General features: G+C 36.7%; 16 protein-coding genes. 5 read left to right on the top strand and 11 right to left on the bottom strand.

What is annotated here, in order from left to right; translation table 11 throughout:
* The first annotated feature begins 23 nt into the window (after positions 1-23).
* The 4 genes from Q0M21_RS06240 to can all read left to right on the top strand — a co-directional run bounded on the left by Q0M21_RS06240 (position 24) and on the right by can (position 3225).
* Entirely contained in the window at positions 24-503 is a 480-nt protein-coding gene (locus Q0M21_RS06240; protein WP_295335791.1) for a Dps family protein, read from the top strand.
* 65 nt (positions 504-568) lie between these two features.
* Positions 569-853, top strand: coding sequence for a hypothetical protein (locus Q0M21_RS06235; protein WP_295335788.1), 285 nt, complete (start codon positions 569-571; stop codon positions 851-853).
* A 61-nt stretch (positions 854-914) separates the two neighbouring features.
* Positions 915-2549 carry a SulP family inorganic anion transporter gene (locus tag Q0M21_RS06230; RefSeq protein WP_295335785.1) on the top strand — a complete coding sequence of 545 codons (1635 nt, stop codon included), beginning with the start codon at positions 915-917 and terminating at the stop codon, positions 2547-2549.
* Between the two features lie 31 nt (positions 2550-2580).
* Positions 2581-3225 carry a carbonate dehydratase gene (gene can / locus Q0M21_RS06225; RefSeq protein WP_295335782.1) on the top strand — a complete coding sequence of 215 codons (645 nt, stop codon included), beginning with the start codon at positions 2581-2583 and terminating at the stop codon, positions 3223-3225.
* A gap of 14 nt (positions 3226-3239) precedes the next feature.
* Here can and Q0M21_RS06220 read toward each other — a convergent pair whose 3' ends face one another.
* The 5 genes from Q0M21_RS06220 to Q0M21_RS06200 all read right to left on the bottom strand — a co-directional run bounded on the left by Q0M21_RS06220 (position 3240) and on the right by Q0M21_RS06200 (position 7915).
* The gene (locus Q0M21_RS06220; RefSeq protein ID WP_295335780.1) at positions 3240-4202 is read right to left on the bottom strand and encodes a sodium-dependent bicarbonate transport family permease; all 963 of its coding nucleotides are present in this window, start codon (positions 4200-4202) and stop codon (positions 3240-3242) included.
* A gap of 6 nt (positions 4203-4208) precedes the next feature.
* Positions 4209-5165 (bottom strand): L-threonylcarbamoyladenylate synthase, encoded by a 957-nt coding sequence (locus Q0M21_RS06215; RefSeq protein WP_295335777.1) that lies wholly within the window; start codon positions 5163-5165, stop codon positions 4209-4211.
* A gap of 3 nt (positions 5166-5168) precedes the next feature.
* Positions 5169-6005, bottom strand: coding sequence for a DUF6671 family protein (locus Q0M21_RS06210; RefSeq protein ID WP_295335774.1), 837 nt, complete (start codon positions 6003-6005; stop codon positions 5169-5171).
* A complete protein-coding gene (locus Q0M21_RS06205) occupies positions 6005-6286 on the bottom strand; it encodes a hypothetical protein (RefSeq protein WP_295335771.1) in 282 nt (93 codons plus the stop codon). The genes Q0M21_RS06210 and Q0M21_RS06205 overlap by 1 nt, the downstream gene beginning before the upstream one ends.
* Positions 6287-6478: 192 nt before the next feature.
* Positions 6479-7915 carry an NADP-dependent isocitrate dehydrogenase gene (locus tag Q0M21_RS06200; protein WP_295335769.1) on the bottom strand — a complete coding sequence of 479 codons (1437 nt, stop codon included), beginning with the start codon at positions 7913-7915 and terminating at the stop codon, positions 6479-6481.
* Positions 7916-8010: 95 nt separating this feature from the next.
* Between Q0M21_RS06200 and Q0M21_RS06195 the strand changes: the two genes are divergently transcribed.
* Positions 8011-8934, top strand: a complete 924-nt coding sequence (locus Q0M21_RS06195; protein ID WP_295335766.1) for a LysR family transcriptional regulator — start codon at positions 8011-8013, stop codon at positions 8932-8934.
* On the opposite strand, the gene Q0M21_RS06190 is transcribed toward Q0M21_RS06195, so the two are convergent.
* From Q0M21_RS06190 to Q0M21_RS06165, 6 genes are all read right to left on the bottom strand, one after another.
* Positions 8931-10127, bottom strand: a complete 1197-nt coding sequence (locus Q0M21_RS06190; RefSeq protein ID WP_295335763.1) for an LETM1-related biofilm-associated protein — start codon at positions 10125-10127, stop codon at positions 8931-8933. The two genes, Q0M21_RS06195 and Q0M21_RS06190, sit on opposite strands and share 4 nt — an antisense overlap.
* Positions 10128-10199: 72 nt before the next feature.
* Complete coding sequence (locus Q0M21_RS06185; RefSeq protein WP_367273712.1) at positions 10200-10649, bottom strand: YdeI family protein; 450 nt, start codon at positions 10647-10649, stop codon at positions 10200-10202.
* Positions 10650-10781: 132 nt separating this feature from the next.
* The gene (locus Q0M21_RS06180; protein WP_295335757.1) at positions 10782-11309 is read right to left on the bottom strand and encodes a superoxide dismutase family protein; all 528 of its coding nucleotides are present in this window, start codon (positions 11307-11309) and stop codon (positions 10782-10784) included.
* A gap of 68 nt (positions 11310-11377) precedes the next feature.
* The gene (locus tag Q0M21_RS06175; RefSeq protein ID WP_295335754.1) at positions 11378-11902 is read right to left on the bottom strand and encodes a hypothetical protein; all 525 of its coding nucleotides are present in this window, start codon (positions 11900-11902) and stop codon (positions 11378-11380) included.
* 124 nt (positions 11903-12026) lie between these two features.
* Positions 12027-12425 (bottom strand): response regulator, encoded by a 399-nt coding sequence (locus tag Q0M21_RS06170; RefSeq protein ID WP_295335752.1) that lies wholly within the window; start codon positions 12423-12425, stop codon positions 12027-12029.
* The coding region (locus tag Q0M21_RS06165) for a PAS domain S-box protein (protein WP_295335749.1) at positions 12422-13681 on the bottom strand (1260 nt) is incomplete at its 5' end. The genes Q0M21_RS06170 and Q0M21_RS06165, both read right to left, overlap by 4 nt.

Genomic DNA, 13681 nt, shown 5'->3' with positions numbered 1-13681 from the left:
TTGTGTATTTAAAATTCAATCTTATGAAAATTAATAGTCTGGGTTTACCCAAAAAAGAGAGCGAAATTATAGCCGCCGAGCTCAATATTTTATTGGCTAACTTTCAAATATTCTATCAAAATTTAAGAGGCTTGCATTGGAACATCAGAGGCAAACGTTTTTTTGATTTGCATCTAAAGTTTGAAGAATTGTACAATAACAGTCAAATTAAAATTGATTTGATAGCGGAACGAGTGCTTACTTTAGGAGGTACACCCTTGCATACTTTTGAGGATTATATTCTTCATAACAAAATAACGATCGGGAAGAATATTCATAATGATGAAGAGTCTATTGCTTTGATAGTAAATTCGTTGACTCAGTTGCTCAAGATTGAAAGGGTTATCTTAAAACAATCCGAAGAGATTAATGATGAAGGAACTAACTCTATGATGAGTGATTTTATCCAAGAGCAAGAAAAAACGCTTTGGATGTTGAAAGCTTGGCTGGAAGAGGAAATTTAATAGTTTTAATTGTTAATTTTTTCAATAAAAGTCCCCTAATCGAATAACTTTACTAATTTTACTCCATGAAATTTCTCTCGGGGTTCATGCTATTATTGTTTGTTTCTTTTCTGGCAACTCCTACTGTGGTGACGTTGATTAAGAAAGGAACAGACGTTTCTGTGTTTTATAATTTTTCCGAAGAAGAAATACACAAGGATATCAAAGAAGCCAAAACTTTAAAAAATTGTTTTGATTATCCTTTTACTGAAGCCGAACTTCAAACGGATTCAAAAATTATTTATGAAAACTTATCGCATCACGATAACGTAGCGGAAGAAATCTTCTCTCCACCACCCGAGTTAATTTAATACTTACTTTTTTCAGTCTTGCTTCTGTAGGATGTATTGTGTATTAAATTAATTTATAGGAATGACAAAAAAAATCAATCTTTTGGCAAACCTTAAATCTGATTTTGCATCAGGTTTAGTGGTTTTCTTAGTGGCATTACCATTGTGTTTGGGTATTGCCTTGGCGTCTGGTGCGCCACTTTTTTCAGGTATTATTTCGGGAGTTGTAGGAGGAATTGTTGTAGGATATTTGAGCACTTCTCATCTCAGCGTTTCCGGACCCGCAGCAGGTTTGACAGCCATAGTATTAACGGCTATAACCGATTTAGGCGCCTTTAATGTCTTTTTAACGGCTGTTTTCATCGCCGGTATCATCCAATTGCTTCTGGGGTTTTTAAAGGCCGGCTCCATTTCAAATTTTTTCCCAAATAATGTTATCGAGGGAATGTTGGCCGGTATTGGGGTAATTATTTTCATAAAACAAATACCGCATGCTTTTGGTTATGACAAAGACTTTGGTGGTGAATCTTTTGTACAGTCGGATGGTCAAAATAACTTTATGGAGTTTTTTTCATTTCTTGACCATGTTCAGTTAGGTTCTGTTATTATCACAGCCATATCTTTAACCATTTTGATTGGTTGGAATAAAATTGATTTTTTTAATAAGATTAAGTTGGTTCCGCCGGCTCTGGTAGCTGTAATTGTTGGGATTGTAATCAATGAGTTTTTTATCCAAACCGGAAATAGTTTAGCAATAGGAGGAGATCATTTGGTTAAATTACCGGTTCCGACCAGTATTGAAGAATTTCAAAGTATATTTATTATGCCTGATTTTTCTGCTTTTACCAATTCCAAAGTCTGGATTGTCGGTGCTACCATTGCAGTTGTAGCTTCAATTGAGACTTTATTATGTATTGAAGCCGCAGATCGAATGGATACTCAAAAGAGGTATACCGACACCAATGTTGAGTTAAAAGCGCAAGGTTTTGGGAATTTGGTGAGTTCGTTGTTAGGTGGTTTGCCTATGACTTCGGTAGTCGTAAGAACCTCTGCTAACAATACCGCCGGTGCCAAATCAAAAATGTCCGCTATTATTCATGGCTTTTTGTTGTTGATTAGTGTAATAGCTATTCCGGCATTACTGAATAAAATTCCGTTGGCTACCTTAGCAGCAGTATTGTTATTGGTAGGTTACAAATTGGCTAATCCTACAGTATTAAAACATTTTTGGAAGAAAGATAAAGTGTACCAATTTATTCCTTTCATTCTCACTTTTGTGGCAGTAGTCCTCACCGATTTGTTGAAAGGTGTTGCCTTGGGAATGATTGTCAATATTCTTTTTGTTTTGATAGGAAATTCTAAAAGGGCTTATCGTTTTCGTAAGGAAGAATACCAAGAAGGTGATATTATTCACATTGAGCTTGCACAAGAAGTGTCCTTTTTGAATAAATCAGCGATCAAGTCAACCCTAAATGAAATTCCCGAAAACGCTACTGTTGTTATTAATGCTACCGATACAGTTTACATTGCCCATGATGTTTTAGACTTAATAAAAGAGTTCAAAAAAATTAAAGCCAAGGAAATGAATATTAATGTTACCTTAGTTGGGTTCAAAAAAGGCTACAAATTGGAGAATTCAAAGGGAAACAAGAATACGGTTACCATTGAACACCGCTATAATGTAATGAAGCGGAAAATGGAACCGGTAATTAAATAAATTTTAACCTAAACACTAACTAATAAATAAAATGAGCAGCGATTTTTACAAAAAAATTTTAGACAACAATAAGAATTGGGTTGAATCTCAATTAGCTATTGACAAAGACTATTTTAAAGATTTAGCCAAGGGACAACAACCGCCATTATTATGGATTGGTTGTTCTGACAGTCGTGTACCGGCTAACGAAATCATTGGCGCCAAACCGGGAGAAGTTTTTGTACACAGAAACATAGCCAACATGGTTGTACACAGCGATATGAACATGTTAAGCGTATTGGATTACGCTGTAAATGTTTTGAAAGTAAAACATGTTATTGTGTGTGGTCATTACGGCTGTGGAGGTGTTAAAGCCGCTATGGGTAACCAATCTATCGGTTTGATTGACAACTGGATTCGTCACATAAAAGACGTTTACCGTTTACACGAGGATTATCTGAATTCTTTTACAGATGAAGAAGATCGCTTCAACAAGTTTGTAGAAATCAATGTTCAGGAACAAGTTTTTGATTTGGCCAAAACTTCTATCGTTCAGGGGGCTTGGAGAAACGGACAGGATTTAACACTTCACGGTTGGACTTACGGTTTGAACTCCGGTTATGTAACCGATTTGGGAGTTAACATGAGTTCGAATGATGAATTGGATGAAGTTTATCGCTTAACATTCCCAATCTAATTTCTCATAGTCTCTCAGGTGTTGAGAATAATGCTCAAATAAATCGGCATTCCGAAAGTAATGTTGAACGGAAAAGTTACGGCCAAAGCCATGGGTAAAAATAATCCCGGATTGGCTTTGGGCGCGACTATTTTCATCGCTGCCGGTACTGCAATATATGAGGCGCTGGCTGCTAAGATAGCTAAGATGAATCGGTTTCCGATTTCATGAGTCACCCACTGGCTTGCCACTGAAGCCATCACTCCGTTCAGCAAAGGAATAACCAAAGCAAACAGCAATGGTGACCATCCGCTTTTGAAAAACACATCTAGTTTTTTACCGCTAACTATTCCCATGTCCAACAAAAAGATGGCTAAAAATCCTTTAAAAATGTCTGTGGTAAAAGGTTTAATTCCCATGGCTTGTTGGTCGCTAGCCAAGTAACCAATTACCAAACTTCCCAGAATTAACAGTACGCTTCCGTTGGTAAGAGAATGGCGAATTATCGGGCTCAATTTGGCTTTGACAGTCGACTTCTTATCATACATTCGCATTAAAATCACCCCAACAATAATCGCCGGTGCTTCCATCAAAGCCATTATGGCCACCATATGTCCGCTGTAATGGTACTTCTGAATTTCCAAAAAGGAGACAGCAGTAACAAAGGTAACCGCACTCACAGAGCCGTAAGCCGCCGCAATGGCACCTGAGTTTTCTACACTGAATTTTTGTTTCAGTATAAAAAAACTATAAATAGGGATTAAAATGGCCAGTAATACACCAAACAAAGCAGACCATATAATTTCCATGTCAAAATGACTGTGAGCTAACTCTTGACCGCCTTTAAATCCGATAGAGAAGAGTAGGTAAAGGGAAATAAATTTTGAGGTGTTAGGCGGAATTTCCAAATCGCTTTTCAATCGAGTTGCAATAATTCCTAAAATAAAGAACAATAAAGCCGGATTGGTTAAATTGTCGAAAAGTAAATCTAAATTCATGATAGTTTATTTAGTAGCACGAGTCAATCTGTCGTTGATAGATTTGCCCAGATTTTCATCCGGAAATCGTTCGGCTACAATTAAGTCTAAATTCATTTGGTCGAGTCTGTGCATCGCCTGATATAAGTTGGTTGCAGCCTCTTTATAATTTCTTTGCTCCGACAGTATTTCTTGATGTTTTACGTTGCATGATGTAAACTTTTTGTAAAAGGTCAGCGTTCCGATATTTTTTGAGTGATTGTTATTTATGAAGCCATCAATATCATTTGTTAAAATGGTTTTGGTTTTCGGTGCGTAATGACGTAGGAGCATTCCTGGTGCTTCGGGTGTTGCTTCTTTAGAATTCTTGATGTTAACTTTACCCACTACAGCTTCTACTTCTTCAACTGAAACAGCGCCTAATCGGTAAACTATTGGTTCTTCCCCTTCAAATCCGATGATAGTTGATTCGATTCCGTTTTCACATGTGCCACCGTCCAGAATTAATGGTAAATTATCTTTGAAATAATTGGCCACATGTTCCGCTGAAGTCGGACTTATCGAGCCAAAAGGATTAGCGCTGGGAGCTACTAAAGGGAAATCGAGTAAGCGCAACAAGGATAAGGTTAGCGAATGATTGGGAACTCGAACGGCTACAGTGCTTTTGCCTGCCGTAACCAAATCAGGAATATTGTTTTTCTTTTTCAACACTAAAGTCAATGAACCCGGCCAAAAGGCATTGGTCAATTGGTAGGCTTTCTCGGGAATTTCTGTTGCAATGTCGTTCAGTAATTCTTTGGAATGGATATGCACAATCAAAGGGTTGAATAACGGACGATTCTTAGTTTCAAATATTTTTTTGATGGCCTTTTCACTGAAAGCATTCCCGGCCAAACCATAGACTGTTTCCGTTGGTATGGCTACCAGGTTATCATTTTCAAGGATGCTTTTTGCTTGTTGTAAGTCGGTTGAAATTCTATTCATGTGTTATGGGTTACAGTTATCGCAATACATAGGATCTTCATATTGCAAATGGCGTGGATATAGTTTTTCTTCTGTATGCGCACAGTTTTTGCACTGGTAAATATGACTTAACGTAGATCGGGTAGGAAAGGAGCAGTTTTCACAAGGTAAGCCCGCTTTAACCTCAGTAACATCAAATCCGGGATAGGCGCAAGAAGGACAAGTACTTTTAATTTTAGCAATCAGCTTTTGGGTTACTGCTGCAATTACTTTCATTCGAGTAGGGTTGTGCATAGCTCTCATGTCGGTTTCGGCATAAGCGGTACCAAAATTGTTTTTCAATCTTTCGAAATGCAGAGATAATTCGTCCCAATTTTGACAACCTTTAATCACTTTACTGTAATTGTCTTCTGCGGGTTTTAAAATAATGCCGTGGGAAGGAAATTTTGCTTTTTCTGCAAAAACTTTCAAAGCGGCTTTATTGGGAATGGCTTCTCCTTGAAAGTTGGTGTCAGTACTGATTTCTCGAGCTATAATTTCGAGGTCATTGGCATAGTCTTTCAGCATGATCCATTCGTCATCGGCATGTGCAAAAAAAACAGAAGGATGTGCTCCGAAAGAGCCTTCGCTGGCTACCACCAAATCGGCACCGATTGCTTTTACAGCGAGTTCACATTTGTCGCGTAGTGTTTCAATGATATTCTTTTTCCTGGCAATTTCTCCCGAAAATGTACCCAAACTATCGGTGTCAATTACATCAGAAGTGAAACAGTGAACCCCGAATGCGTCACTAAACAAGGGAGCAATCACTGTTTCTTTCCGATGCTTGGTAGCAATGAGAAGATTTCTTCCTTCAAACATTAGGCTTCTTCAAGTCTTACAGTAATCGTACTATTTATAACCAAATTAAATTTGTCCGATTGAGTGTTGGCGATTAATTCCTTAACCGCTTTTTTCGTTTGAGTAAGCTCTTGAATACGTTTTTTGGAATGCTCGATATCCCTGTTGAAACGGATATGGTTGCTGAAATCTTCTCTACTGTGATAATCTATTTTGTAATTCAGTAGCGCAGTTAAAATTTGATCAGCATTTTCTGTTGAAAATGTTCCGTCGATTAGTTTGTATTCTTGTGTGATTGCCATTTTTTATTGATTTAACAGTTTGCTGAAATTGTAATTGGTAACTAGAATTCCAATGCCTAAAATTGCATTGCTGATTAATGAATCATTGCTAAAGCTCATATAAAGTCCACTTGATAATAGTAATAAGCAGACAGTAAGCTTGAGTTTTTCGGTTGATTTTACACTAAATAAATTCTTCATGTCCGAATTGGTTTATTGTCCTTGTCCTAGAGAATATCCGGCTTTGCCATCAAACTCGTAGAGGTTTTCAGTTTTGATAACATCAATTTTAGCGTCGAGTGCTTTGGCTAATAAATTGATGATTTGATTTTGATACAATAATTTACCATTGGTTGGTTTAAATCGACAACGCCAGTGGTCAGTGCAATACGTTTCTTTAAATCCATCCGGCCAAACTTTTATACCGCGATTGGTAATCATAGTTAAATGTTTATTTTCGGTATTAATGGTTTGTAGTTTGGAAGCCAATTCATTAGGGTTAGTTCCGTTCCAATGCACGAATAAGTCAACACCAACCAGTTCTTTATTCATCGATGGTTTCTTAACATACTTAGGGAGATTTAGCACTACATCTTTGGCATAAGAAACTTCTTTGAGTAATTTCGGTTTTTGCCCTAAGTTGGCAATTACGGCTTGAGCGAATTCTTTAGTGCCTACTTTTTGCTTGCTTACGCCTTCTTTGTAAATATCGTAGGTGTGAATACCATCTTCTATAGTTTTCAACCAAGCGTTTTGCACTTTTTCGGCTACTTCAGTTTGCCCGATGTGATTGAGCATCATTACAGCGCCTTCCAATAAACCGGAAGGATTGGCTACATTTTGTCCTGCTCTTCTGGGTGCCGAACCGTGAATAGCTTCGAACATGGCACATTCTTCACCTATATTGGCAGAACCCGCTAACCCAACCGAACCGGCAATTTGAGCTGCTACGTCTGATAACACATCGCCATATAAGTTCAACGTTACAATTACATCAAAAACCTCCGGCGTATCGGCCATTTTAGCGGCACCGATATCAATAATCCAGTGTTCATTTTCAATTTCAGGATACTCGGCGGCAATTTCATCAAATATTTGGTGGAATAAGCCATCGGTTTGTTTCATGATGTTGTCTTTGGTAAAGCAGGTTACTTTTTTTCTGCCGTAAACTTTGGCATATTCAAAAGCGTAGCGGATGATTTTCTCACAACCTGGACGACTGATGAGTTTCAAACATTGCACCACTTCGTCGGTTTGTTGGTGTTCGATTCCGGCGTACAAATCTTCTTCATTTTCTCGTATGATTACGATATCCATCTCCGGATGTTTGGTCTCCACAAACGGATGCAAACTTATACAAGGTCTCACATTGGAATACAATCCTAAGAATTTTCGGGTAGTCACATTTAAACTTTTGTAACCGCCACCTTGCGGAGTAGTAATTGGAGCTTTTAAGAATACTTTGTTTCTGCGAATGATGTCCCAAGATTCTGCTGCAATTCCGGAGGTGTTTCCTGATAGATATACTTTTTCACCTACTTCAATTTCGTCAATCTCAAGTTGTGCCCCTGCGGCTTTAATGATGTCAAGTGTGGCATCCATAATTTCAGGTCCTATTCCATCTCCTTTGGCTACAGTAATTCTAGTCATGTGATTTTTTGTTTTAAAGTTTGACAGGGCAAAATTGAAAATTATATTTCATATATTTTTATTTATATTTGTAATGAAAAACATAAACTATTTTTATGAATTTTACTTTGCATCAGCTCCAAATCTTTTTAAAGATTACACAAACTAAGAGTATTACGAAAGCAGCGGAGGAGTTGTTTTTGACGCAACCGGCCGTTTCAATTCAATTGAGAAACTTTCAGGATCAGTTTGATATTCCGCTCACAGAAGTTATCGGCCGACAACTTTACGTAACTGATTTCGGGAAAGAGATTGCCGTTGCCGCCCAAAAAATTATAGATGAAGTTAATGCCGTGAATTATAAAACTATGGCTTATAAAGGAATTCTTTCGGGGAAATTGAAATTGTCAGTCGTTTCTACCGGCAAGTATGTGATTCCGTATTTTTTGGCCGATTTTATGAAGACCAACAATGGAATCGAATTAGAGATGGATGTTAATAATAAGACAAAAGTGATTAAAAGTTTGAAGAATAATGAAGTTGATTTTGCTTTGGTTTCCATTTTACCCGACGATATAGCATTGGAATCTGAAGTCTTGATGGAAAACAAGCTTTTTTTGGTAGGGCACAGGAATTCGAAAAATGAGGTAGATCCTGCTGACACTTCGTTTCTTACCCAAGTACCGTTGATATTCAGAGAAGACGGTTCGGCCACAAAAACGTCAATGGAGCATTATTTGAAAAAATACGGTATCAGTCCGAGAATGAGGTTGCAGCTGACCTCCAACGAAGCTATAAAACAGGCCGTAATCACGGGTTTAGGCTATTCTGTAATGCCGTTAATCGGATTAAAAAACGAATTAGAAAAAGGCGATGTAGTGATTTTGCCGGCTCAGGGATTGCCGCTAATTACTAACTGGCGATTGATTTGGTTGAAAGGAAAAGCTATGAGTCCGGTAGCCGCTGCTTTTTTGCAGTATATTAAAGACCATAAAGACAAGATTAAATCAGACTCTTTTTCTTGGATTGACAGTTACTAGTTGTCGATATTTTCATTGAAAGATGACGGCAACATTGTTGGGATAAACTTGATTAAAATAGGCAACAGCAAACCGCCGCCGGGTAACAAGAAAATAGTTAGTGACGGAATGGTTTTGCAAATATCCAACAGCTGTTTTTTGATTTTTTTCTTTTCTTCTTTGTCCAAATCTTTGCGGGTGGATTTCGCTAAAAGTTGCATCAATTCTTTGCTCTCTGAAATTTCTTTGAGCAATCTCGATTTGTTTCGGCTAATCAAAACCGCAACGCTTTCTGTGGTTTGATCGTAAAAATGTTTGACCGGATTGGAAAAGTTGAAATACGGTATTTCGCTTTTGTATTTCAGTATAAAGGTGTTGATAAAATGGATACTTTCTAAAACGTGCTTGTCTTCAATTTGAAGTATTTCACCTAATTTGAATAGGAAGTAGCGCTCTTCGTTTTCTACTTTTTCATCGCTCCACAAACTGATTCCGGCTAAATCTATAACATAGTATTTTTCAAGAGTATTAGACAGGTAACTTAAATCTAAATCATCAATAGTTGTAATCTTGTTATTGCCAAATTTATTATAGCGCACGGAAGACTCAAATAACTTAGCCAATAGGTCATCGTGTGGTGAAAAGCCGGTTTTTGATTTAAGCGAAAGAGAAACAGTACTAATCACTATATCTTCAATGATGGTTGAGTATTTTTCTGGAACATTTCCTTTTTCAAGGTATTGTTTGAAAGCCAGCACATCAATAAACAATAGCGCATTTGTTATGACGTGAGAAAAATTTTTGCTGAAAATATCCTCATTGGTTTGCACTCTGTCGTGGATAATTTTTTCCAGTTTGCTGGAAACTGAACTAGATTCCATAACCTTTTTCAACGGATTAAATCCTTTCGGAATCATGGTGTTGTAAAAAGCGACAGCTTGGTTGACAAAATTGATTTTGTCGTTATCTTGTTTTACCAATCGGTACATTTGAAATAACGTGTTCAGCATTCCTATTTTGGTGATCTCCTGAGGAAGTCTGTCTTCGTTTTCAAAAGATAGGGTGTTATCAAAACTTACGATGTGACCAAAAATGAATCCTGTATTTCGGGTTCTGATATAAAAATCCTCTTCGTTTTGCGGAAACGAGTGTTGGGATTCATGTTGTTCCGTAAAAAACTTGTCTATCCAACCGGGTACTGAAGGGTTAATCATCTGTCATGGTCAATTTTCAGGACAAAGCTAAATTATTTTTGAGAGTTCTGGGTTATGTTTGTGTAACCAAATTTAAAATGAACTTCTCGATTTGATATTTTGCTCACAAAGTGAAAGGATTTCGGCTATTCTTTTGGCTCTGGTTTCCGTTTTTTTGGCTTGATTAAGCCAATACAAATAGCTTTTTCGATATGAAGGACTGAAGCTATTGTAATTGTTTAATGCCATGGGATTTTGCTCGAAAGCAAGCGATAAATCTTCCGGTAGTATGTGATTTTCAACCTGATCTAAAGATTCCCATGAGCCGTTTTGCTTGGCGATTTCAATTTTGCGCAACCCGCTTTCATGCATTAAATTTTCAGCTATGAGCTTTTCGATGTACTTCTTGTTGAGTTTACTCCAAACACTTTTTTCTTTTCTGGGTGTAAACATTTGCCTACGGCGATTTTCATCTAATTTTTTTACTGTGGAATCAATCCATCCGTAACAAATGGCAACTTGTACAGCTTCTTCCCAGCGCATACTTTCAATACCTGAACTAACGCTGTAAAAAATCAAATACACCTTTGTGGCGGATTGATGATTATTGTGCAACCAATTCCGCCATTCATGTGCATTTTTGAAATATAGATATTCTTGTTCTTCCAAATAAAATTATTTGATTAAAGCAGTACAAGCCACTCTTGCTCCGGCATTTCCGGTAGGTTGAGTAACAAAATCATCCGGTTTGTCGTGTACAATTAAGCCTTTACCTAAAATGTCTTTGGTTTCATCTCCACAACCAATACACCATTCGTTGGTTGTCATAGTAATGGTTCCATTACCTTCCGCATCGGCTGTAAAATTACCGATATCACCTTTATGGTATTCAGTTTCGCCCCATTTTCCGTGTTTTTTAAACGTAGGATTCCAATGGCCTCCGGTAGAAGTGGCATCAGGTGCTGAGCAATCTGATTTTTCATGAATGTGAATGGCATGAACTCCCGGCTTTAAACCGGAAAGTTTGGCGGTGAAAGTTACTTCTCCATTTTTTTCGGTAAATACGGCCGAACCGGTAACGTTGCTTCCACTTTTAGATTCGAAACTTAAGTTTAATGTTTTGCTTTTATCCGGCGCAGTAGAACTTTTACAGCCAAAAACAATCAATCCGATGGCAAAGATTCCCAATACTGTTTTTTTCATAATTATCTAGATTTAATGTATAAAAGTAAACAATACGATTAGTTTTTACACTAAACTTTGATTAAAGTTTACTTAGATTTTTCGCCTACAAAATAATCACTTTGTGACTTGAATAATACGTTAAAAGTGGTTAAACTGCCATAAATTCGGGTGATGTATTGTTGCAATTCTACTTTTTCAATTTCTTCCAATTTACTGGCGTTGATTTTTTGTTCCATTACGCGCAAGCGGTCTCGCAACATTACAATTTTGTGAAAGAAGGTGTCTATAGGAACATCTTTAGCAGCCAAACCGGGTTGTCCGGGCTCTAATTTCAGATTGCCGCCTTTCCATTTATCAGCAATGGCGACCGGTTCGCCTAATCCGTTCCATTTTTTTAGTATGGATAATAAGCTTTGTTCTACATCATAAAAGCTAACCGTGTCAACTTCATTTTCGGCAGCTTCAATTACTTCAAATTCGCTATCAATAGCTATAGTTTCTAATCCACCATCAATAAAAGTTACCCAATAGTCCTTAGAAGATACGTTAGTAACCACACCTTTACCATACTGTGCGTGGTTGATTCTTGAACCAATTCCTAAAATTTTCATATTTTTTACTATTTTACAAAGTCACTAAATTACTAATTAGTTTTTAAAAAAATACCGCTTGTGTATTGTCAAGCGGTATTTGTATTGGTAAAACGTATTGTTTTTGTTTATAATTATCTCTATATTAAAGCGATAAAACAATCTCCGAGAATTTATCTTTTGTGACCGGTTTTATGATAAAGTCACTTACCGAACTCATCTTTTTTGCTTTTATGATATCATGAGGAGAAATAGAAGAGGAACAAATATATATTATTATTTTATCCTTTCTTTTATTCTTTAAATGACTGAACTCATCTAAAAATTGCCAACCATCCATAATAGGCATCGATAAATCCAAAAAAATCACCTCAGGTAATTGGTATTCTGAATTTAGATTTTCTTTCAGATAATTCAACGCTTCCAATCCGTTGCCAAAGACCCTTATTTCTTTGACGTAATTTGTTTTCTCGATGATTTTTTTGGTTATGTACACAAAGGTGTCGTCATCGTCAACCAGGGCAAGTAGTTCGATTTTTCTCATGATATTTGGGATTTAAAAAGTATATAAAATGTACTTCCTTTATCAGGAGTGCTGTCAACCCAAATTCGACCACCCATGGCCTCAACTTGCGTTTTTGTCATAAACAAACCAAAACCTTTTGCTTCGGGATGCTTGTGAAATACTTTACGTATTTTAAAAATATTGTGTTTGTGTTTGTTCATATCAATCCCCAATCCGTTATCTGTTATGGAAAGGATAATTCCATCTGCACTTTTTGTGGTCTTAATATCAACAACAACATTTCTTTCCGGTGACTTATATTTAAGTGCATTACTAATTAAATTAGTCAAGATGCTCTCCAAATAGATTTGCGGATAAGTAATAGTGTTAACTTCACTAAAATCGCATTTGATTTTGGCTTTATACATTTTGATTTGACCTTCAAATCCGATTAATATTTTCTTGCAAATCTCATCAATATTTATTTCAACCGACTCTATTTCAGTATCTTGTCTTACCTGCAATGATTCAACAAGTTCATCCAATAGACCGTTGAGATGATTAATAACGGGCTTGATTTTATGTAGTGCTTCATTTTTTTCATCCACTTCATTAGTAGATTCAACATAATCGAGCAGCATGGCTATATTTACTAATGGCGCTCTTAAATTGTGTGATACTATGTTACAGAAGTCAACCAATTGTTTGTTTTGATATTCTGTATTTATAAGCATTTCAGCAATTTTTTCTTCTCCTTTTTTTCTCTCTGAGATATCAGATCGAATGGCTACATATTGATAAGGCTTGCCTTTTTCATCTAAAAAAGGAACTATAGTGGTATCAACCCAATAGGCTGTGCCGTCTTTTGCTTTGTTTTTTAATTCTCCTTTCCAAACACGTCCTTTCGCAATTGTTTGCCATAATCCTTTGATGAATTCAGGAGGATGATAGGAAGCATTAATTATTTTATGGTCTTTACCCAATAATTCCTCACGACTGTATTTTGAAATTTTACAAAAATTATCATTAACATGCGTGATGATTCCTTTTTGATCTGTAATGGCTACAATTGATGATTCGTCTAAGGCATATTTATAATCGGAAATCTCTTTTATTTTTTTTAATAATTGCTCTTCTGCAATTTTTCGTTCGGTTATATCATAGCGAATGGATACATACTGGTATGGCTTGCCATCGCTATTTAGAAATGGAACAATAGTGGTATCTACCCAATACACGGATCCGTCTTTAGCACGATTCTTGAGCTCTCCTTTCCAAATTTTGCCTTGTGCAAT

This window comes from Flavobacterium sp., from assembly GCF_024710485.1.
Taxonomy (GTDB): Bacteria; Bacteroidota; Bacteroidia; order Flavobacteriales; family Flavobacteriaceae; genus Flavobacterium.
This window is presented reverse-complemented; position numbering and strand designations above follow the sequence as displayed.